Source organism: Pseudomonas sp. Ost2, assembly GCF_018326065.1.
GTDB lineage: Bacteria > Pseudomonadota > Gammaproteobacteria > Pseudomonadales > Pseudomonadaceae > Aquipseudomonas > Aquipseudomonas gingeri.
This window is the reverse complement of record NZ_AP021904.1, coordinates 4271327-4294411: the sequence shown is the minus strand read 5'-3', so window position 1 is coordinate 4294411 and position 23085 is coordinate 4271327. Positions and strand designations below refer to the sequence as shown.

Sequence of the window (23085 nt, the reverse complement as noted above, 5' to 3'; positions counted from 1 at the left end):
TCTGAATAAACAGAATTAGCTTCGATTATTTAAGCCGGGGCGCGAGGATTGTGTCCAGACAAAAATAATACCGAGGCATCCCTCATGATCAATCTGCATGACATCCGCTACGTGCGTCTGGGCACGGCGGATATCGACCAGGCTCGCCAGTACGCCACACAGGTGCTCGGCTTGCAGGTCGCTCGCAGCGCCAATGGGGCGGTGTACTTCCGCTCCGACAGCCGCGACCACACCCTGTGCTACTACGAGGGTGATCCCACCGAAACCACTACCGCCTTTGAAATCAACTCCAGCGCCGAACTCGACCACGCCGCGCAACTGCTGGAAGACAACGGCTTTGCCGTCCGCCATGGCAGCCGCGAAGAAGCCGAGTTGCGCGCGGTCGCCGAGCTGATTCACTTCCGCGATCCCAGCGGCAACCAGATCGAACTGGTGCTGGCGCCCCATGCCTATGGCGGACGCTATTTCCCCTCTCGGGACGCCGGGATCACCGGTTTCAGCCATATCGGCCTGCGCACCACCAACGCCAGGCGCGACGAAGCGTTCTGGACCCAGTTGGCGAATGCCCGGGTCAGCGACCGGATTGGCGATGCGCCGCTGCTGCGCATCGATGAAGTGCACCACAAGATCGCCCTGTTTCCCTCGGCGCATCCAGGGGTTCAGCACATCAATCATCAGGTCGAGACCATCGACGACGTGATGCGCGCCTATTACTTCCTGCGCGAGCGCGGCATCAAGATCCTCTTCGGACCGGGCCGGCATCCGACTTCCGGCGCGGTGTTCCTCTACTTCGAGGGGCCGGACGGCATGACCTACGAGTACTCCACCGGGGTCAGCCACATCGCCCCCGAGCAGGAGGCCACTCACCACCCACGGCAATTCCCGCTGGCCCTGAGCTCGTTCTGCGCCTGGGGCTCGAAGCCGGATATCCCGGAGTTCAAGTCATGAGCCGGCCGCCTGTCGCCACCCGCGCCCAGCAGATCGAACTGCGCATGGCCGCCCGGGCCCTGTCCCGGGCCGGCCTGGCCCATGCCTACGGGCACTGCAGCCTGCGCCTGGATGCCGGGCACTTCCTGGTCTGCGCCGCCAAGCCCATGGGCCTGATCGAGCCGGGCGAGGACGGCGTGGTGGTCGCCATCGACGCCGAACTGCCCGCCGGGGTGTTGGGGGAAGTGCGCATTCACCAGCAGATCTATCGGCGTCGGGCCGAGGTCGGCGCAGTGATCCGCAGCATGCCGGCCCAGGTGATGACCTTGTCCTGCGCCCGCCTGACCCCGCAATCGCGGCACGGCATGGGCGCGTATTTCCATTCCTCGATTCCATTGTGGGACGACCCGCAACTGCTGCGTGACGACTCCCAGGCCGCGGCCCTGGCCGAGCAACTGGCCGGCCATGCCGCGCTGGTGATGCGCGGCAACGGCGCGATCGTGGTCGGCGCTTCGCTGGTGGAGGCACTGACCCTCAACTGGTACCTGGAGGACGCCGCCCGTATCGAGCTGCAACTGCTGGCCGCAGGGCTCGCGGGGCCGCTGCTGAGTGCTGGGGAAACCGCGCGCCGGGCCACCAACTCGGGACGAATTTTCGAACGCATGTGGGACCACCTCACCGCCGGCGATGCCGAGGCGGCCGTGTACCTACAAGATGGCTTACAAGAAGGAAACTGATCATGTCCAAACTGCCTCTGCGCGAGTTTCACAATTTCATCGGCAACCAGTGGGTCGAGGGTGTGCGCACCTTCGACAACCGCAACCCGGCCGACAACAGCCTGATCGGCCCGGTGCATGAAGCCGGCCAGGCCCAGGTGGATGCGGCGGTCAAGGCTGCCCGGGCGGCATTGACCGGGCCCTGGGGCAAATTGAGCGTGGCCCAGCGCGTGGCCTTGCTGCACAAGGTCGCCGAAGGCATCGAGCGGCGTGCCGAAGAATTCATTGCCGCGGAAATCGCCGACACCGGCAAGCCCTACGGGCTGGCCAGCCACCTGGATATTCCCCGTGGCGCGGCGAACTTCAAGGTGTTCGCCGACCTGATCAAGAACGTGCCCACCGAAAGCTTCACCATGGATACCCCGGACGGCGGCAAGGCGGTCAACTACGCGGTGCGTGCGCCGAGGGGCGTGATCGCGGTGGTCTGCCCGTGGAACCTGCCGCTGCTGCTGATGACCTGGAAGGTCGGCCCGGCCCTGGCCTGTGGCAACACCGTGGTGGTCAAGCCATCGGAAGAAACCCCGGCCACCGCGACCCTGCTCGGTGAAGTGATGCGCGATGCCGGCGTGCCGGCCGGGGTCTACAACGTGGTCCATGGCTTTGGCGAGAACTCGGCCGGGGCCTTCCTGACGGCCCATCCAGAGGTCAATGGCATCACCTTTACCGGCGAAACCGGCACCGGCGAAATCATCATGAAGGCCGCGGCCAGGGGCCTGCGCCCGGTGTCGCTGGAGCTGGGCGGCAAGAACGCCGGTGTGGTCTTCGCCGATGCCGACCTGGACAAGGCGGTGGCCGGTATTGCCCGCTCGGCCTTTGAAAACAGCGGCCAGGTCTGCCTCGGCACCGAGCGTGTGTATGTCCAGCGGTCGTTGTTCGAACGCTTTGTCCAGGCGCTCAAGGCCAAGGTCGAGACCCTGCGCATCGGCGCCCCCCATGCCGAAGGCACCACCCTGGGCCCGCTGGTGTCCCTCGGGCATCGGGAAAAGGTCCTCGGCTACTACCGCCAGGCGGTGCAGGACGGCGCAACCGTGGTCAGCGGCGGCGGGATCCCGCCGATGCCGGCGGAACTGGCTGAAGGCGCCTGGATCCAGCCAACCATCTGGACCGGCCTGGCGGAAGACTCGGCGGTGATCCGCGAAGAAATCTTCGGCCCGTGCTGCCATATCGCGCCGTTCGACGATGAGGAAGAAGTGGTGCGGCTGGTCAACGCCACCCGATACGGCCTCGCCGCCAGCGTCTGGACCAGCAACCTGCAAGTCGCCCACCGCATGGGCGCGGCCCTGGATGTCGGCATCTGCTGGATCAACTCGTGGTTCCTGCGCGACCTGCGCACCGCCTTCGGCGGCGCCAAGCAGTCGGGCATCGGTCGCGAGGGGGGTGTGCACTCCCTGGAGTTCTACACCGAACTTCGCAATATCTGCGTTCGCTTGTGAGGCCGGCCATGAATTCCCTGTCTATCCAGCAACTCGGTACCGAGCTGCACCGTGCCTTGAGCGAGCGTGAGGCGATTGCCCCGCTGACCGAGCGCCATCCGCAACTGACCATCGAGGAGGCCTACCAGATCCAGCTGGCGATGATCCAGCCCCGGCTGGACGCGGGCGAGCGGGTCATCGGCAAGAAAATCGGGGTCACCAGCCAAGTGGTGATGGACATGCTCGGAGTGGACCAGCCGGACTTCGGCCATCTGCTCAGCGGCATGCTCCACGGCGATGGCGCATCCATCGCCTGCGCCGGCCTGATCGCGCCCAGGGCCGAGGGCGAAATCGCCTTCGTGCTCAAGGACGACTTGGTCGGTCCCGGAGTGACCCTGGCCGATGTGCTGCGGGCCACGGCCTATGTGATGCCCTGTTTCGAGATCGTCGACTCGCGGATTCGCGACTGGAAGATCCGTATCCAGGACACCGTCGCCGACAACGCTTCGGCCGGGGCCTTTGTCCTGGGCGATGCCGGTGTCGCGCCCCATGAGATCGACCTGGCCTGTGTCGGCATGACCCTGGAAAAGAACGGTGAAATCGTCGCCACCGGCGCCGGTGCCGCCGCGCTCGGGCACCCGGCCAATGCCGTGGTCTGGCTGGCCAACACCCTCGGACGCCTGGGCATCGGCCTCAAGCGCGGCGAGGTGATTCTCTCCGGTTCGCTGGCGGCCATGGTGCCGGTCAAGCCCGGCGACCAATTGCGCATGAGCCTCGGCGGTATCGGCTCGGCGTCCGTGCGTTTCGTATAGGGAAAAACAGATGAACCTGACAGCAGAGACCATTGCCGGCCTGGCCGAGCATCTGGAAAACGCCGAGCTGAACCGCGAAGCGGTGGCCAAGATCACTGACACCCACCCGGAGATGGACTGGGAAGACGCCTATGCGATCCAGGATGCGATCCGCCAGCGCAAGGAGGCCCGGGGTGTGCGCATCGTCGGCCTGAAAATGGGCCTGACCTCGTTTGCCAAGATGAAGCAGATGGGCGTCACCGATCCGATCCACGGCTTCCTAACCGACTACGGCTCGTGCATGGACGGGGCGGTGATCGATGTCGATTCGCTGATCCATCCCAAGGTCGAGGCGGAGATCGCCTTTGTCCTCAAGCACCCGCTCAAGGGGCCGGGTTGTCATGTCGGCGATGTGCTGGCGGCCACCGATTTCATCCTGCCGGCGGTGGAGGTGATCGACTCGCGCTACGAGAATTTCCGCTTCGACCTCAAGAGCGTGATCGCCGACAACACCTCGTCGGCACGCTTTGTCACCGGCGGCCAGTCGCGCAGTGTCAACGGCATCGACCTCAAGTGCCTGGGGGTGGTGCTGGAGAAGAACGGCGAAGTGGTCGCCACCGCGGCGGGCGCGGCGGTACTCGGACACCCGGCGCAGAGCGTGGCGATGCTCGCCAATATGCTCGCGGCCCAGGGCCGTGAGTTGCCGGCCGGCTGCTTCATCATGACCGGCGGTGTCACCGAAGCCATCGCGGTGGCCGCGGGCGACCAGATCACCGTGCGTTACCAGCACCTGGGCAGCGTCTCGATGCGCTTCCAGTCGCAATCATCCTGAGGAGTCGGACCATGCCCATCATGCAGGTTTTCCTGATCGAAGGCCGTGACGAAGAACAGAAGGCCCGCTTGATCGCGGCCTTGACCGAGGCAGCGGTGGAGTCGATCCAGGCCCCTCGCGAATCGGTGCGGGTGATCATCACCGAGATGCCCCGGACCGACTTCGGCATCGCCGGCAAGACCGCCAAGGCCCTGGGCCGCTGACCGCGAGGAACACGACATGAGCGAACACAAGAAAAAAGTCGCCATCATTGGCTCCGGCAATATCGGCACCGATCTGATGATCAAGATCCTGCGCAATGCCAGGCATCTGGAAATGGCCGTGATGGTCGGTATCGATGCGGCCTCCGACGGCCTGGCCCGGGCCCGGCGCCTGGGTGTGGCGACCACCCACGAGGGCGTCGAGGGCCTGGTGCGCATGGCCGAATTCGCCGACATCGATTTTGTCTTCGATGCCACCTCGGCCAGTGCCCACGTCAACAACGATGCACTGCTGCGCCGGCACAAACCAGGCATCCGCCTGATCGACCTGACCCCGGCGGCCATCGGTCCGTACTGCGTGCCGGTGGTGAACCTGGAAGCGAACCTGCAGGCGACCAACGTCAATATGGTCACCTGTGGCGGCCAGGCCACCATTCCCATGGTGGCGGCGGTATCGCGGGTGGCGAAGGTGCACTACGCCGAGATCATCGCTTCCATCAGCAGCAAGTCGGCCGGTCCGGGGACACGGGCCAATATCGACGAGTTCACCGAAACCACCGCCCATGCCATCCAGGCGGTCGGCGGCGCGGGGAAGGGCAAGGCGATCATCGTGCTCAATCCGGCCGAGCCGCCGCTGATGATGCGCGACACGGTCTACGTGCTGTCGCAGGCGGCCGACCAGGCTGAAGTCGAGGCGTCCATCGAGGCCATGGCCCTGGCGGTGAAGGCCTATGTGCCGGGCTATCGGCTCAAGCAGAAAGTGCAGTTCGAGGTGATTGCCGCCGAGGCACCGCTGCATATTCCGGGGCTCGGACAGTTCAGCGGCCTGAAGACCACGGTGTTTCTCGAAGTCGAAGGCGCCGCCCACTACCTGCCGACCTATGCCGGCAACCTCGACATCATGACCAGTGCCGCGTTGGCCACCGCCGAGCGCATGGCCCAGTCCATGGCCCACTGAGGAGCCTCCCATGACCTTCAATCCCGGCAAGAAACTCTATATCTCCGACGTGACCCTGCGCGACGGCAGCCACGCGGTGCGGCATCAGTATTCCATCGACAATGTGCAGGCCATCGCCCGCGCCCTGGACAAGGCCCGCGTCGACAGCATCGAGGTCGCCCACGGCGATGGCCTGCAGGGCTCCAGCTTCAACTACGGTTTTGGCGCCCACACCGACCTGGAGTGGATCGAGGCGGTCAGCGATGTGATCAGCCATGCCAAGGTCGCCACCCTGTTGCTGCCCGGCATCGGCACCGTGCATGATCTCAAGGCCGCCTACCACGCCGGGGCCCGGGTGGTGCGGGTCGCGACCCACTGTACCGAGGCGGATGTCTCGCGCCAGCACATCGAATACGCCCGCGAACTGGGCATGGACACCGTCGGCTTCCTGATGATGAGCCACCTGACCAGCCCGCAGAACCTGGCGCTGGAGGCGAAGAAAATGGAAAGCTACGGCGCCACCTGTATCTACGTGGTGGACTCCGGCGGGGCGATGAACATGCAGGATATCCGCGAGCGCTTCCGGGCGGTGAAGGCCGTGCTCAGGGCCGAAACCGAGACCGGCATGCATGCCCACCATAACCTGTCGCTCGGTGTGGCCAACTCCATCGTTGCCGTGGAGGAGGGTTGCGACCGCATCGACGCCAGCCTCGCCGGCATGGGCGCCGGCGCCGGTAACGCGCCGCTGGAGGTATTTATCGCCGCCGCCGAACGCCTCGGTTGGAACCACGGCACCGATCTCTACACCCTGATGGATGCCGCCGACGACATCGTCCGCCCCTTGCAGGACCGGCCGGTGCGGGTCGACCGCGAAACCCTGGCCCTGGGTTACGCCGGGGTCTACTCGAGCTTCCTGCGCCATGCCGAGATCGCCGCGCGACGCTACGGACTCAAGGCCGTGGACATCCTTGTCGAGCTGGGCCAGCGGCGTATGGTCGGCGGCCAGGAAGACATGATCGTCGACGTGGCACTGGACCTGCTGCAGAGGTCGAAAATCTACCCGACCTGAACGCGCTGAAACCTGTTTCACCCCACTGACAAATCCAATAACAGGGGAAACACCATGAACCACAAGACCGCCTCCATTGGCGCAATCATCGATGCCTGTGCGATATCCCGTTACCAGATCATTGTCCTGCTGCTGTGCTTCCTGGTGGTGCTGGTGGATGGTTTCGATACGGCCGTGATCGGCTATATCGCGCCGTCCCTGCGCCAGGAATGGGGACTGCAACCGAGCCAGCTGTCGCCGGCCTTCGGTGCCGGCCTGTTCGGTCTGATGTGCGGGGCCTTTCTGTTCGGTCCCATCGCCGACAAGTACGGGCGCAAGAAGGTCCTGCTGGTGTCGGTGCTGATCTTCAGCCTCGGCACCCTGGCCTCGGCCTGGGCTCATTCCATCGACAGCCTCACGGCCTTGCGCTTCCTCACCGGGATCGGCCTGGGCGGGGCGATGCCGACCTGTATCACCCTGAGTTCCGAGTATTCGCCGCTGCGCCGGCGGATGATCATGGTGACCCTCAGCTACAGCGGTTTCACCACCGGCCTGGCCCTGGGCGGGGCGGTGGCGAGCCAGATCATCCCGGCCTTCGGCTGGCGCGGCGTGCTGCTGATCGGTGGGCTCGCACCGCTGCTGTTACTGCCCGTGCTGGCCTGGTACCTGCCGGAATCGGTGCGCTACATGGCGGCGCACCCGCGTTATGCAGCGGCCTTGCGCAAGGTGGTGGAGAAGATCAGCGGGCGTCGCGACTGGGATGAGGTAACCTTCGTCGAAGACCAGCGGCCGGCGGTCGAACGTTCGCCGATCTCGCAACTCTTCATCGAAGGCCGGGCATTGCGCACGGTGCTGCTGTGGGGCACCTTCTTCTGCTCGCTGTTTGTCTTCTACCTCCTGACCAGCTGGTTGCCGAGCATCCTCAAGGACGCCGGCTACGACATCGCCAGCTCCGCGCGGATCGGTGCCATGGTGCCGCTGGGCGGAACCCTCGGGGCGATATTCATGGCGCTGCTGATGGACAGGGTCAGTCAGTACAAGGTGCTGGGTCTGGCCTACCTCGGTGCGGCGCTGGTGATCGCCCTGGTGGGCTTTGCCCTCGGCCAGGCGACCTGGCTGACCGTCGCGGTGTTCTTCGTCGGCTTTGGCGTGGCCGGTGCGCAGAACGGCCTGAACCTGCTTTCGGCAAGCATCTACCCGACCACGGCGCGGGCCACCGGCGTGAGCTGGGCCATGGCCAACGGCCGGGTCGGTTCGATCATCGGCTCGATGCTCGGCGCCTGGCTGATCGCCCAACTGGGCCAGCCCACGCTGTTCTTTATCGCCCTGGCGGTACCGGCATTGCTCGGTTCCATCGCGATCTTCTCGTTGCAGCGTTTCGCGGTACGGGAAGACCTGAGCGGCCCGCAGGTCTCCACGAGCCACTGAGGCACTGACGCCTCCCCACTGACATGACATCACCAATCCTGCCGTGCGCGGCAGGAGGGGCCGCGCTTTGCCTGAAATATGGCCATGAACACCGCTTTTTTGCAGGAGTCGGTGTTCAGGCAGGAAAAGGCAGGCGGACCTCGAGCTCCCGACAATAAAAAAACCAAGGGTGTAACTACCATGCGTCAACACAACAAGATCTCGCGTGCTTTGCAACCAACCCTGTTTGGCCTTTCGTTGCTGAGCCTGGCCGTCGCGCAGCCGGTTCGTGCCGAAGGCTTTATCGACGATGCCAAGGCCAGGCTCGACCTGCGCAACGTCTACTTCAACCAGGACAACCGCAGCGGCCCGGCGGCGCCTTCGAAGCTGGAAGAGTGGGGGCAGGGCTTTATCCTCAACTTCACTTCCGGCTACACCCAGGGACCGGTGGGCTTTGGCGTGGATGCACTGGGCATGCTCGGCGTGCGCCTGGACTCGGGGCGCGGCACCCATGGCAACCCGAACAGCGTCACCCAGGGCGGTTTCGTGTTCCCCACCGACAGCAGCGGTCGGGCGGTGGATGACTTCGCCACCCTGGGCCTGACCGGCAAGGTGCGCATCGCCAAGACCGAACTCAAGGCCGGTACCTTGCTGCCGAAGATGCCGATCCTGGTCTACAACGACGGACGCCTGTTGCCGGAAACCTTCCAGGGCGTGCAGGTGACCTCCCGGGACTTCGACCACTTCACCCTGACCGGCGGCCAGGTCAGCCAGGTCAAGAGCCGCAACTCGTCGAACAATGAGAACCTGGCGATTGCCGGAGCCGGCGGACCGGCCGGACAACGCAGCAACAAATTCAACTTTGCCGGGGTCGACTATCAGGTCGATCCGAGCCTGCTGCTGCAGTACTACTACGGCAACCTGGAGGACTTCTACCAGCAGCATTTCCTCGGGCTGGTGCATACCCGGCAACTGCCGGTGGGGAGCCTGAAGACCGACCTGCGTTTCTTCGACAGTTCGTCCGACGGCCTCAACGGCACCCGTGCCGGCCGCCAGGAGGGCTACCTGAGCAGCGGCTATCACAACAACGGCGAGGTCGATAACCGCGCCTTGGCCGGCCTGTTCACCTACAGCCTGGGCGGGCATGCGGTGAGTCTCGGCTATCAGCACCTCAACGGTTCCAGCGATTTTCCGTTTCTCAACCAGGGCGACGGCTCGGCCACCTACCTGATCACCGACCGCCAGACCGGCGCGCGCTTCCAGCGTGCGGGGGAGAACACCTGGGTCGCGCAGTATGGCTATAACTTTGCAAGCCTGGGCCTGCAGGGGTTGACCACCCAGGTGACCTACCAGCGCGGCGGGCAGATCAAGTCGGACCAGGGCGACCAGCACGAGTGGGAGCGTGACCTGATGGTCAGCTATGCGTTCCAGAGCCCGATGTTGCGTGGCTTCGGCATGCAATGGCGCAACGCGATGCTGCGCAGCACCGTCGCCAGCCAGCGTGACCTGGACGAGAACCGGGTCTACCTGACGTATACCGTGGATCTGTTCTGAGCTCTACCGCTCGTGCCCGCGCTCCGGCGTGGGCATGCAGCCCGTGACGCCCTCGTCACAAAGAGCGGACGCAGAGCCTCCAGAGAGGCGTTCCCACGCCGGAGCGTGGGAACGATCGAACGCGCCTGCGTGGGAGTGCCGGACTAGACGCTCCGCGTCGGTTTTCTGAAGAAAAAAACAAACCCGCCCAGCGCTGTGTCTTGCGCCGGATCGATGCAGATCGACTCCCGGCAACGGCATTTTCCGCCATGTATCGAGACTGAAATATTTTCCGTGCGTTCATTGACGCCATTGTTTTGTCTCTTTAGCATCGCGATGTCATTTTGATGTTACTGCTTGTTTCAAGGGATTGAACCGGCGGGCTCCACCTGTCGCCGAGAGCGGGCCAGGGGGCCGCCGTACACGATCTCCTTGCAGTTGAGCGTCTTCTCATCCTGCGTTTCATCTGATTCGAGATTCCAGACATGGACGTCCGCCAGTTCGCGCTTCTTGCGCGCCAACCTTCTGCTGCCCTGAAAAACCGTGAGCACTTCCTGGGACTGCCCAAGCGTGGCCTGGCGTTCCTGTTGGCGAACGTGATGTTCTGGCAGCCGCTGTGGGCCCAGGCGGACGGTATCGTGGTCAGCGCGCCGGGGACCACGCTCGGTCAGGCGGGCAATGGCGTGCCCATCGTCAATATCGCTGCACCGAATGCCAACGGGCTGTCCCACAACCAGTTCCACGACTACAACGTCGGGACCAACGGCGTCATCCTCAACAATGCCACCGACCGGACCCAGTCCACCCAACTGGGTGGGATCATCCTCGGCAACAGCAACCTCAACGGCCGGGCCGCCACCACCATCCTCAACGAAGTCAATGGCGGCAGCCCCAGCCAGTTGCGCGGCTACACCGAAGTGGCGGGGCAGTCGGCCCATGTGATCGTCGCCAACCCTTACGGCATCAGTTGCAACGGCTGCGGCTTTATCAACACGCCGCAGGCGACCCTGACCACCGGCAAGGCGGTGATCAGCAACGGCCAGGTGTCGGGTTACCAGGTCGATCAGGGCAGCGTCTCCATCGAAGGCGCCGGGCTCAACGCCAACAATATCGACCAGTTCGAAATCATCACCCGTTCGGCCCGGCTCAATGCCGAGATCCAGGCGAAGAACCTGGCGATCATTGCCGGCGCCAACGATGTCGATGCCAAGACCCTCAAGGCCACCGCCCGCACGGCCAACCCGGCCAATGCCCCGCAACTGGCCATCGACTCCTCGGCGCTGGGCGGCATGTACGCCGGGGCGATCAAGCTGGTGGGCACCGAGGCCGGTGTCGGGGTCAAGCTCGACGGCAAGATGGTCGCCAGTGGTGGCGATATCCAGCTTGATGCCAACGGCCATCTGAGCATGGTCGACACGGCGGCGACCGGTGCGGTCAACGTCAAGGCCCAGAGCCTGGAAGCCAAGGGCCCGGTCTACGCCGGCACCACCCTGGACATGCAAACCCAAGGCGACCTGAGCAGCCAGAACAACCTGGTCGCCAAGGACCGCATCACCCTGAACAGCGGCGGCCAGCTGAGCAACAACGGCATCATCGAAGCCGGTGTCAATCTCGACAACACCCGTAACAGCGAAGGCGACGTCAGCGTCACGGCGCAGAACCTCAGCAACGCCGGCAAGACCATCCTTGCCAGCCGTGACCTGTCGATTACCACCACACAAACCCTGAACAACCAGGGCGGCACCCTGAGCGGCCAGCGCCAGACCACGGTCACCGCCGGCACCCTCGACAACCAGAACAAGGGCCGGGTACTCAGTGCCGATCGCCTGAACCTGACCGCCGACAAGGCCATCAACGGCAAGGGCGGCCTGATCTCCAGCAACGGCGATCTGGTGGTCAACGTCGGCGCGCTAGGCAATCGCGGCGGGGAGATTTCCAGCCTGGCCGATGTCACCCTCAACGTCGCCACCCTGGACAACAGCGCTGGCCTGATCGCGTCCGACAAGAGCCTGAATCTCACGGCCAGTGGCGCTGCCAATAACCGTGGCGGCGCCTTGTCAGGTTCAACCCTGGTCACCCTTAAGGGCGCGAGTCTGGACAATACCCAGGGGCAGATCACCGGCGACCTGGGGTTGAGCATCGACCTCAGCGGCGCGTTGGATAACCACGGGGGAACCCTGGGTTCCGGCAAGGCCTTGAGCCTGACCGCTGCCAGCCTCGACAACCGTGCGGCAGGCACCGTGCTGGCGGCGGACGGCAATCTGACCGCTACCGTCAGCGGCGCATTTGATAACCGTGAGCAGGGCAAGCTGCGCGCCACGGGCAATATCGAGCTGAACACCGGCAGCCTGGACAACCGCGGCGGCAGCCTGGCGGGCAAGGATCACCTGACCTTGCGCGGCGCTTCGGCGGACAACCGTGGCGGCCTGATCCAGGCCGACAAGGACCTCAAGCTGCTGGTCGATCAGTTGGACAACCGCGACAAGGGCAATCTTGTCGCCAAGGCGGCCATCGGCTTCGAAGGCACTCGCCTGGACAACAGCGGCGGCCTGCTCAGCGCGGTCGGCCCGGTCAGTCTCAAGGCCAGGGAAGTTGCCAACACCCAGGGCCGCATTGCCAGCCAGGGCGACCTCGACGCCAATATCGACAGCCTGAGCCAGCAAGGTGGAGCGCTGGTGGCCCAGGGCTCCCTGCTGCTGACCGGCAAGAGCCTCGACAACCGCAATGGCGGTACGCTCGCCAGCACCCAGGGCCTGACCGTCAATGTCGAGCAGATCGACAACCGCGCCGGCGAGCTGTCCAGCACCCGCGGCAGCGTCAGTGTCAGCGGACAGCGCCTGGATAACAGCGATGGCGGCAAGCTGCTGACCGAGACCGACCTCGGCCTTGTCGTGGCGCAAGTGATCAACCAGAACAAGGGCCGACTGTTCGCCAGGGGCAGCGTCAACCTGAGCGGCACGAGCCTGGATAACAGCGGCGGGAACATCTCCGCCCTCCAGGGCCTGGATATCCGCCTTGATGGCGCGCTGCTCAACAACACCGGCCTGCTCAGCAGCGAAGGTGCCCTGGACCTCAAGGTCGGTAGCCTGGACAACACGGCCGGCAAGCTCGGCAGTGCCGCCGATCTGTCGATCGAGAGCCAGGGGGCGTTGCTCAACCAGGGCGGTTCGATCCTCTCGGACCAGGGCCTGGTACTCGTCAGCAGCAGCCTCGACAACAGCCGCAAGGGCCTGATCAGCGGCAAGGGCGCCACCCGCGTCACCACCGGCACTCTCGACAACAGTCAGGCAGGACGGCTGACCAGCGACGACCGCCTGGACCTGACGGCGACCCGGGTCAACAACGGCGCGTCCGGCCGTATCGCCAGTGCCGGGGACCTGACCGCCCGCATCACCGGCCTCGACCAGCAGGGCGGCGAACTGTTCAGCAAGACCCAGCTGAGCCTCGACCTGCACAACGGCCGTCTGGACAACAGCAATGGCCTGATCAACGGCCCGCTGCTGGTGCTCAAGAACCTCGACGAGGTGGTCAACCAGGGCGGTGAGATCTCCAGCGCCCAAGCCTTCGCCCTCATCGCGAAAAGCCTCGACAACAGCAGCGGCAAACTGCTCGGCAGCCAGGGCCTGACCCTGCGCATCGATCAGGCGCTGAGCAACATCAAGGGCCTGATTGCCGCCGCGTCGCTCGACAGCCGTAGTATCAGCCTGGACAACAGCCAGGGCCTGATCAGCAGCCGGGGTGCTATCGACCTGGGCGTGACCGGGACCTTGATCAACCAGGGCGGTACCCTGGTGGGCGATGGCGCGATCCTGTTGACGGCCAGCAGCCTGGATAACAGCAATGGCGCCATCTCCGGCAAGGCCGATGTCACGGCGAACATTGCCGTCCTGGACAACCGCAACGGCAAGCTGATCGCCAGCGGTGCACTGGCCCTGGGCGGCGCCTCCCTGGATAACCGCCAGAACGGCCTGGTAGGGGCGACAAAAGCGCTGAAACTCGATGTCGGCGCCATCGACAACCGCGGCGGCGAACTCTCCAGCAGTGCCGATATCCGCCTGACCGGCAACCGCCTGGACAATAGCGACAGCGGCAAGCTCCTTGCCGATACGACGCTGGCACTTGAAATGGCTCAGGTACTCAACCGCAACCTGGGGCTGCTCAAGGGCAAGACCGGCGTCACGCTGGACGGCCAGACCCTCGACAATACCGGCGGCCAACTGCTCAGCGACCAGGATGCTCGACTTACCCTCGGGGCTGAACTCGACAACAGCGCTGGCCTGATCAGCAGTGAAGGCCGGCTGGATGTCAGCAGCGTCGGGCTGACCAACACTGCCGGCAGCCTGTCGAGTGCCGGGGCCCTCAAGGTCAAGGCCAGCGGGGCACTGGGCAACCAGGGCGGACGCCTGGTCAGTGACAGCCGCATCGACCTGACCAGCAGCCGTCTCGACAACGCCCAGGCGGGAGTGATCAGCGGTAAAGGTGCGGTCACTGTCAGTACCGGCGCCTATGACAATCGCACCGGCAGCCTGAGCAGCAGCGACAGCCTCACCCTGACGGCGGGGCAGGTCAGCAACCAGAACGGCCGCATCGGCAGCGACAAGGCCCTGGTCGCCAGCGTCACCGGCCTGGACCAGCAGGACGGCAAGCTCTTCAGCAACACGGCACTGACCCTGGACCTGAACAATGGCCAGCTGAACAACCAGAACGGTCTGATCAACGCACCGTCACTGGTGCTCGACAACCTCAAGGGCGTGAACAACCAGGGGGGTGAAATCTCCAGTGCCCAGGCCTTCGCACTGACCGCCGACAGCCTGGATAACAGCAACGGCAAGTTGCTGAGCAACCAGGCCGTGACCTTGCAGGTCAACCAGGCGCTGGCCAACCTCAAGGGCCAGATCGCCGCCGCCGCGCTCGATATCCGCGCCGCCAGCCTCGACAACAGTGGCGGTACCGTTACCAGCCGTGGCGACCTCGACCTGACCATCCGTGGTCAACTGAGCAATCGCAGCCAGGGTCTGATCAACGCCGCGCAAGCCTTGAAGCTCAGCAGCGCCGACCTCGACAACCAGGGCGGCACCTTGCTCGGTGCCGGCGCCGTGACCCTCAACGCCATGGCCCTGAACAACAGTGGCAAGGGCCTGATCAACAGCCAGGGCGGTCTGACGATCAATGCCAGCAGCCTGGACTCCGGCAATGGCGGTGAAGTCTCGGCCAAGGGCGATATCGACCTGGCCCTCGGCGCCCTGGCCCAGAACGGTGGTCGCCTGCTCGGCGACCAGGCCATCCGCCTCGACCTGGCGGGTGGCGATCTCGACAACCGCAACGGCCTGCTCAACGCCAAGGGCCCCCTGACCCTCGATCGTCTGCGCGACCTGAGCAACCAGGGCGGTGAGCTTTCCAGCAACCAGAGCTTCAACCTCGTCGGACGTACGCTGGACAACAGCGGCGGCAAGCTGATCAGCAACAACCAGTTGGGCGTGACCGGCAGCAGCCTGATCAACCAGGGCGGCCTGATGTCCGGATGGCAGGGACTGGCCGTCAACGGCGCGAGCCTGGACAACCGCAACAGCGGCACCCTGTCCAGCCGCAACGGCAACCTGGGTGTCAACGTCAGCGGCGCATTGCTCAACAGCAATGCCGGTGCGCTGGTCAGCCAGCAGGCCTTGACCGTCAACGCCGCCAGCCTCGACAACAGCGCCGGTATTCTGTCCAGTGGCGGCGCCCAGCAGTTGACCATCAGCGGCCTGTTGAACAACGCCCAGGGCGGCTCCATCGACAGTGGTGCGGCCCTGACCCTGCAAGCCATGGCCCTGAACAACAGCGGCACCCTCAGCGCGCAGCAGAACATCGGCTTCACCGGCACCACCCTGGATAACAGCAACGGCACCCTGACCGGCAAGGGCGCGGTCAGCCTCGATCTGCTCGGTGCCCTGACCAACACCAACGGCAAGCTCGCCAGCGCCGGGCCGCTGGTGATCAGCCGCAGCAGCCAGATTAGCAACCAGGGCGGCCAACTGGTCAGCCAGGGCTTGCTGAGCTTGCTCACCGGCAGCCTGGACAACCGAAATCGCGGTACGGTCGCGGCCAATGACAATCTCGTCATCAGCAGCAGCGGCGCCGTCCAGAACAACAGCGACGGCCTGATCTACAGCCAGAACGGCGACGTCCGCCTCGGTGCCGCGAGTCTCGCCAACGGCAAGGGCTCGCTGCAAGGGCAGGGCGCGCTGAACCTGACGGTCAGCGGCGATATCGACAACCAGAGCGGCAGGCTGATTGCCCAGAATGGCGACCTGACCGTCAGCGCGGCCAACCTCGACAACCGTGGCGGCACCCTGGCCAGCGTCAAGGGCGCCCTCGAAGCCCGTATCGTCGGCGTGCTGAAAAACGGCTATGACCTGGGCAACAACCGTCAGGGCGGCATCATCCAGGCCCAGCGCCTGACCCTCGGCGCCCTGGGCGGTATCGACAACTATGGCGGGCGGATCGCGGCGCAGAGTGGCGATGCCCTGGTCACCACCGCCGACTTCGACAACCGCAATGGCGGTCTCTACGCCAAGGGCCTGGTGCAGGTCAGTGGCAACAACTTCGACAACAGCGGTGACAACGACGGACAGATCGCCGGCCAGCGCATCGACCTCAGCCTCAACGGCGCGCTGAACAATCGCCTGGGCGTGATTGAAAGCGACAGCACGCTACGCGTCCGTGCGGCCAGCCTCGACAACCAGACCGGCCAGATCCGTGCGCTGGGCACCAGCGGCAAGACCGATTTCCAGATCGGCGGCCTGTTCGACAACCGCAATGGCAAGCTGGAAACCGCCAACAGCGACCTGACCCTCAATGCCGTCGGCTTCCAGAACCTGGGCGGCAACCTGCTGCATGTGGGCAGCGGCACCTTTGATATCAGCACCGCCAATATCACCAATGCCGGCGGCAGCCTGCTGACCCGTGGCGGCCTGACCCTGACGGCGGACAGCTGGACCAACAGCAGCGTGATCCAGGCCGGGCGCCTGACGGTGAACGTCAACACCCTCAACCAGACCGCTAGCGGGCAATTGCTGGCCTCCGACAGCCTGACCGGCAACGGCGGCAACTGGAACAACGATGGGTTGATCGCCAGTGATGGCTCGGCCAACCTGACGCTCGCCGGCACCTACGGCGGCAATGGACGCTACAGCAGCGTGGGCACTCTGGGCCTGAATGCGGCACAGGTGAACCTGGGGAGCGCGACGAGCATTGCCGGTGGCGCTGATACCACGATCAGTGCCGGTGGCCTGAGCAACTACGGCCGCCTCACCTCTGCGGCTGGGCTCAGTGTTACAGCGGGCACCTTGAACAATTATGGAACCCTGGGCAGCACCGGTACGTTGAGTGTCAACACTCCTGTCCTGCTGAACGAAAAGGGCCTGATCTTCAGCGGTGGCGATAGCACACTGCAAGTCAACAGTTTCACCAACCATTCGGCCCAGGTGTACTCGCTGGGCGCCGTCAATATCGGTGGTTATGGCGGTGCGGCCCAGGCTACTCAGGTACTCAATATCTCCGGAGCGTTGGAGAGTACCGGCAAATTCACCCTCAACGCGGCAAACTTCGAGAACCGCACGGAAAGCTTCAGTGTAGGGCGTACGCTGGTCTCGGGCGCCATTGCCGTTCAGTGCCTGGACTGCTCGGGCGACCACTACGACCTCAACTATATTGCTCGGGAGGTCTTCGAAGGGCAGGACACGGACACCAGCGCCGCCGCTTCGCTCATCGCCGGCGGGGATTTCGCCTTCAAGGGCGGTAATTTCCTCAACAGCAAAAGCACTGTCAGCGCAGGCGGCAATATCACCATCCAGGCCGATAACCTGAAAAATATCGGTGCGGTCGGGGGCACCATCGAGCGTACCCGTATCTATCGAACGGGGAGGATTACCGACGGTACCGCGAACCGCTCGATGCCTTGGGTGGTCGGCTACAATCAGCGCAATAACCCTGACTTTCCGAACGTCTACTACGTCAATGCGGCCGGGGGGCTGAGCCTGGGGAGGCCCGAGTTCATCACCAGCAACGATGGTGATAGCTCGTCAACCTACCTCGGCCTGGTGAACATGGTCACGGGTGATGAAATCACCAACACCCTGATCGGCTATGGCTACAGGAGCATTCCAACCTCCCAGTATGACCGCAATAACCTGGTCGCCTTGCCGGGGCAGTTGCAGCAGTACTCGCTGACCAGTGATGTCGAAGTCTCACGGGACGGAAGCGGCACCGGTCGTAGTGCCGTCATCCAGGCGGCTGGCAAGGTTGCGATCACGGCGACCCAGAACCTGGAAAATAGCGTCATTCACCAGGATCACGCTGTTACTTCCGGGGCGAACAAAGTTCAGGCGACCCAGGTCAGCGCTGCTGGTGCACCCGTCAACATCAGGCTCAATGCTCAATTGGCACCTGATGTCGCGCAACAGCAGGTCAACCCGCTGGCACTGCCGGGCTTTAGCTTGCCAACCGGGGAGAATGGCCTGTTCCGTCTCAGCGGTCAGGCCGGCTCTGGCCGATCGATGGCGAGCACCGATCAGGGTCCACAAGCGTGGAGCATGGGCAGTGCGACGGTCACTGGCAGTCAACGGCAATCGGCTGGGGACGATGTTGCGGCGCGTAACCTCTCGTTCAGCGATTCCGCTCGGGTAGCGGCCAGCGACCTCCAGCTTGACCCGATTGCACGCCAGAGCACGAACAGCAGCATCAGTGGCAGCGTGATCAGTGTTGCAACGCCAGGAGAGGCCAGCAGTCTCCAGCTTGCGGGGCAAGGTGGCTTGGTCACGCCGGTCGGCGGTCAAGTCATCAATCGTGTGCAGGGCCTGCCGGACACCTCGGGCCGTTCCAATCCGCAGAAGTACCTGATCGAAACCAACCCGGTGCTGACCGATCTCCGGCAGTTCATGAGTTCGGACTACTTGCTGTCCAACCTCGGCTACAACCCCGATGAAAGCGCCAAGCGCCTGGGCGACGGTTTCTATGAGCAGAAGCTGATCCAGCAGGCGGTCGTGGCGCGAACCGGTCAACGTTTTATCGACGGCCAGACTTCCGACGAAGCGCTGTACAAGTACCTGATGGACAACGCCGTCAAGAGCAAGCAGCAGCTCGATCTGTCGGTGGGGGTCAGCCTGACCTCCGAGCAGGTGGCGGCGCTGACCCACGATATCGTCTGGCTCGAAGAGCACGAAGTGAATGGCGAGAAGGTCCTGGTGCCGGTGCTGTACCTGGCCCAGGCCACCAACCGCCTGGCACCGAACGGGGCGTTGATCCAGGGTTCGGACGTTACGCTGATCGCCGGCAAGGACCTGAACAACGCGGGGACGTTGCGGGCCAGCAATAATCTGTCGGCGACGGCGGGTAACGACATCGTCAACAGCGGCCTGATCGAAGCCGGTAATCGCCTGGATCTGCTGGCGGTCAACAACCTGGCCAACAAGTCCGGTGGGATCATCAGTGGGCGTGACGTCAACCTGACCACCATCAGCGGTGACGTGGTCAACGAACGGACGGTGACGACCGAAAAGGCCGGCGGCAATATCTATGACCGCCAGCGCAGCTTCCTGGATAACGCCGCTCGTATCGAGGCCGCCAACAACCTGAGCATCGATGCCGGACAGGATGTCATCAATGCGGGCAGCGTGCTGCACAGCGGCGCTGATACCGCGGTCAAGGCCGGGCGCGATATCGATATCGTGAGTACCGCGCGTATCGACAAGGATGACTACGGTCCGAAGAACAACAGCAGTTCCATTACCCAGTCTGGATCGGTCGTGGGAGCCGGTCGCGACCTCAAACTGACGGCCGCTCGAGATATATCGGTCATTGGTAGCCAGATCGATGTCCAGCGCGATATCGGCATGGCTGCCGTGGAGAACTTGACCCTCGGTTCTGCGGCTGACGAAAGCCACTCGTACTCCAAGTCGAAGAAGCTCACGACTCAGGAAGACCACGTCAAGCAGATCGCCAGCACCGTGACAGCGGGGGGAGATGTTGCTCTTACTGCTGGGAAGGACATGGCATTGGTGTCCAGTCGGATCAATGCGGGCAACGAGGCCTACCTTGTAGCAGGCGGCGATCTTGACCTGCTCGCCGCGCAGGACAGCGATTACTCGCTGTATGACAAGAAGAAAAAGGGCAGTTGGGGGAAAAAGCAGACCAAGCGTGATGAGGTCACCAAGGTCACCAATATCGGCAGCGCGATTCAGACCGGTGGTGATCTGACTCTGAAAAGTGGCGGTGATCAGCGCTATCAGGTGGCCAAGCTCGACAGCGGCAACGACCTGACCATCGACAGTGGTGGAGCTATTACTTTCGAGGGCGTCAAGGACCTCGACCAGGAGAGTCACGAGAAAAGTAACAGCAGCATGGCCTGGACGTCCATGAAGGGTAAGGGCCATACGGATGAAACCCTTCGCCAGAGCCAGATTGTTGCCAAGGGTGAACTGGCCATCAAGGCTGTTGAAGGGTTGCACATCGACGTCAAGCAGATTGACCAGAAGTCCGTCAGCCAGGCCATTGATGCGATGGTTCAGGCCGACCCGCAACTGGCTTGGCTCAAGGAGGCCGAGAAACGCGGCGATGTGGACTGGCGACAGATCAAGGAGGTGCATGACTCCTTCAAATACAGCAGCTCCAGCCTTGGACAAGGAGCGATGCTGGCGATCATCATCGTCGTCACGGTGCTGACCGCGGGAGCGGCAAGTACCCTGGCCGCCTCGGCAGGTAGTGCCGCCGGCTTCGGGGCGGGCACGACCATGGCTGCCGCGACGGCGACGACTTCGGCAGGCCTGGGCAATATCGTCGCCTCGGCCGTCATGACCTCCATGGCCAGTAGCGCCGCAGTCAGCACGATCAACAACAAAGGCAACCTGGGGGCGACGCTCAAGGACGTGACCTCCTCGGACAGTCTCAAAGGCTATGCGTTTGCCGGGATCACGGCGGGGATAGGCGCCCAGTTTGGCTTGAACTACGACCCGACCAAGCTTGGGCTCGATGCGCCAAGCTTTGCTCTCGTCGCGAAGAAAGTCGCTGCGGACTCACTGATCAAGACAGCGGTCTATGGTGGAAGCCTGGGGGACAACCTGCTCAACACGGCAATCAGTTCAGCGGTGAGCATCGGCGGCGCAGTCGGGGCGAACAAGGTCGGCGGCATGGTCCTGGCGGACGGCAGTTTGTCCAAGATCGCCTTGCACGCCGGTGTTGGTGGGCTGTTGGCGAAAGCCATGGGCGGCGATTTCCGCACTGGGGCCCTGGCGGCCGGTGCCAACGAGGCGATGGTCGATTTCCTGGCCGACAAGCTCCTGCCAAAAGGGGTTGCGGAAAACAGCCTTGAATATCAACAAGGTGTCACCCATCTGCTAGCGGCGTCGCAGTTGATCGGTGTGCTTTCGGCGGCGATCACGGGGGGCGATGCCGGTATTGCGGCATCAGTCGGATCCAATACCGTTCAAAACAATTACCTAAGCCACAGTCAGTTGGAGAGGGCGGCTAGAGAACTCAGCACCTGTTCTTCAGCAACCCCAGAGTGCGAAAAGGTCCTTGTTAAATTTAAAGAGCTCAGTAAAGAACAGGATATCGATGCGCTCAAAAACTGCCTCTTTGCGGTCGAGTTGTGTGGACCCCATTCCAGGGAGGTTCAGAATACAATGTCCGACCTCAACAAGGTTTGGGATTCCCTTGGGGATGGCACGACATACGCCAAAACTGCACTGCAGTCGCTGATCAATGAAAATCATGATTTTCAACAAATGCTTGCAATGGCCTCCGGTGGGCATACCACCGACGCCCTGGCAGGTGCTCTTCAGGCAAAGTTCAATCTTACCAACGAGCAGACTGCTGAGCTAAGGGACAGCCTGCCAATGCTGGCTCTTGCTACGGGTGCCGGAGCTGCGGTAGTTGGGAATAAAATTCTAAGCATTATCAAAGGCAGGAGTGCTGATGGGCCGACAGTTGTTTTCCGCAGTGACAACGACTTCTCTTCGCCCACAAATCAAAAGGGCAATCCCAAGGCCTACATCAATGACAACGGTGATCTGGTTCCCGCTAACGCTGAGGGTAATGGCAGTATTCAGACTCATGTCAGAGGCGGGAACTCTCAGGAGTCACCGTATATTTCCACGACTGATCCTCGAGCGGCAAATAACCCCAAGGATTATGGGGGTGACAAAATTTCGATTGATGTCAAGCAATTGCAGAAGGATATTGATGCGGGTAAATTGACTGACACCAAGATTTTCACAAACCAACAGGTCATCGATGAGCTTCAGTCCAAGCTGGATGCTGCACGTATACGCAGTTTCTCCAACCCTAGTCCGGCTAATTTAAAAGCGGTGGAAAGGGCGCAAGGAGACTTGTCGAATGTTATTCGAGATGGTGAGTGCCTGATCAAGGGATGTGTGCCAGGAAAATATATTACCCCGGTAAAAAAATAGGTTATTGGTTATGGATGCGCAAAAAAATAAATTGCTTTTTGGCATCCCGGAGGGGGCGGACTACGCCGTCGAGGCTATAGATTTGGACGCCGAGGACATTCCTTCATCAAGGGTTGATGCAGTGAGGGAGCTCTTGCGCGACTCTACCGATTCCTGGGAGCGCTTTTTGTCGGCGAAACTGCTGGCTGCCTGGGGATACGAAGAGGGGTTGATTTCCCTTGAGGCGTTTGTGGATAGGCCTGAGTCCATTGCTGGTGGCATATCCCAGAATTTGCATGGATATGATGATACGTTTAAACATATATTATTTGCGCTAAGCAATTATTATATAAAGTGTATTGAGAGCGGGCGGCGTGATGAGGCGCGATTGCAAATATTCTCGCCAATTTCCAAGGTAGTTGCTCTCGCGGGTACTGCGCCTTTTGAAGTGTCTGATATCTTTTGGTTGGTGGAGCGTGAAGGGTTTGTTGAATATGTTCCATTGTTCGAGGAGTATCTGGAGAAAATCATCGATTTTCCAGATAGATATCGATGGAGGATTCGCGATGTTATAGCGCTTTTGCTCAAGGTGGATGCTGAATTTGTGTCTTCTATCTTGCGGCGAAAAGGAAAGACGCTAGGTGATTTTGATTTTTAGGTTTGTGAGTGGATTGCCAGTTTCTGCTGCTCAGGTACAAACCGCTGCGCGATGATCCCAATAAAAGGATTGGTGGTGGGGTAACGCTCATGCGAAGCTGAACATTAAATATAAGTACAGTGATGATCTGTAATATTTT

12 protein-coding genes are annotated in these 23085 nt (G+C 62.7%); all 12 read left to right on the top strand.

The window, feature by feature from the left end; translation table 11 throughout:
• The first annotated feature begins 84 nt into the window (after positions 1–84).
• The 12 genes from KI243_RS18840 to KI243_RS18780 all read left to right on the top strand — a co-directional run bounded on the left by KI243_RS18840 (position 85) and on the right by KI243_RS18780 (position 22946).
• Positions 85–948, top strand: coding sequence for a VOC family protein (locus KI243_RS18840; protein WP_017125317.1), 864 nt, complete (start codon positions 85–87; stop codon positions 946–948).
• Positions 945–1664 carry a class II aldolase/adducin family protein gene (locus KI243_RS18835; protein ID WP_017125318.1) on the top strand — a complete coding sequence of 240 codons (720 nt, stop codon included), beginning with the start codon at positions 945–947 and terminating at the stop codon, positions 1662–1664. The genes KI243_RS18840 and KI243_RS18835 overlap by 4 nt, the downstream gene beginning before the upstream one ends.
• A gap of 17 nt (positions 1665–1681) precedes the next feature.
• Positions 1682–3136, top strand: coding sequence for a 2-hydroxymuconic semialdehyde dehydrogenase (locus KI243_RS18830; protein WP_244861905.1), 1455 nt, complete (start codon positions 1682–1684; stop codon positions 3134–3136).
• An 8-nt stretch (positions 3137–3144) separates the two neighbouring features.
• Positions 3145–3927, top strand: a complete 783-nt coding sequence (gene dmpE / locus KI243_RS18825; RefSeq protein WP_017125320.1) for a 2-oxopent-4-enoate hydratase — start codon at positions 3145–3147, stop codon at positions 3925–3927.
• Positions 3928–3937: 10 nt separating this feature from the next.
• Positions 3938–4738, top strand: coding sequence for a 2-oxo-3-hexenedioate decarboxylase (gene dmpH, locus KI243_RS18820; RefSeq protein WP_017125321.1), 801 nt, complete (start codon positions 3938–3940; stop codon positions 4736–4738).
• Between the two features lie 11 nt (positions 4739–4749).
• Positions 4750–4941, top strand: a complete 192-nt coding sequence (locus KI243_RS18815; RefSeq protein ID WP_103032879.1) for a 2-hydroxymuconate tautomerase — start codon at positions 4750–4752, stop codon at positions 4939–4941.
• A 16-nt stretch (positions 4942–4957) separates the two neighbouring features.
• Positions 4958–5896, top strand: coding sequence for an acetaldehyde dehydrogenase (acetylating) (locus KI243_RS18810; protein ID WP_017125323.1), 939 nt, complete (start codon positions 4958–4960; stop codon positions 5894–5896).
• 10 nt (positions 5897–5906) lie between these two features.
• Entirely contained in the window at positions 5907–6944 is a 1038-nt protein-coding gene (gene dmpG, locus KI243_RS18805; protein ID WP_017125324.1) for a 4-hydroxy-2-oxovalerate aldolase, read from the top strand.
• Positions 6945–6998: 54 nt separating this feature from the next.
• On the top strand, positions 6999–8351 hold the full coding sequence (locus tag KI243_RS18800; RefSeq protein WP_103032878.1) for an aromatic acid/H+ symport family MFS transporter: 1353 nt from the start codon (positions 6999–7001) through the stop codon (positions 8349–8351).
• Positions 8352–8531: 180 nt separating this feature from the next.
• On the top strand, positions 8532–9884 hold the full coding sequence (locus KI243_RS18795; RefSeq protein WP_177118411.1) for an OprD family porin: 1353 nt from the start codon (positions 8532–8534) through the stop codon (positions 9882–9884).
• A 464-nt stretch (positions 9885–10348) separates the two neighbouring features.
• A complete protein-coding gene (locus tag KI243_RS32905; RefSeq protein WP_244861741.1) occupies positions 10349–22309 on the top strand; it encodes a filamentous hemagglutinin N-terminal domain-containing protein in 11961 nt (3986 codons plus the stop codon).
• 10 nt (positions 22310–22319) lie between these two features.
• The gene (locus tag KI243_RS18780) at positions 22320–22946 is read left to right on the top strand and encodes a hypothetical protein (protein ID WP_212809699.1); all 627 of its coding nucleotides are present in this window, start codon (positions 22320–22322) and stop codon (positions 22944–22946) included.
• Positions 22947–23085 lie beyond the last annotated feature (139 nt).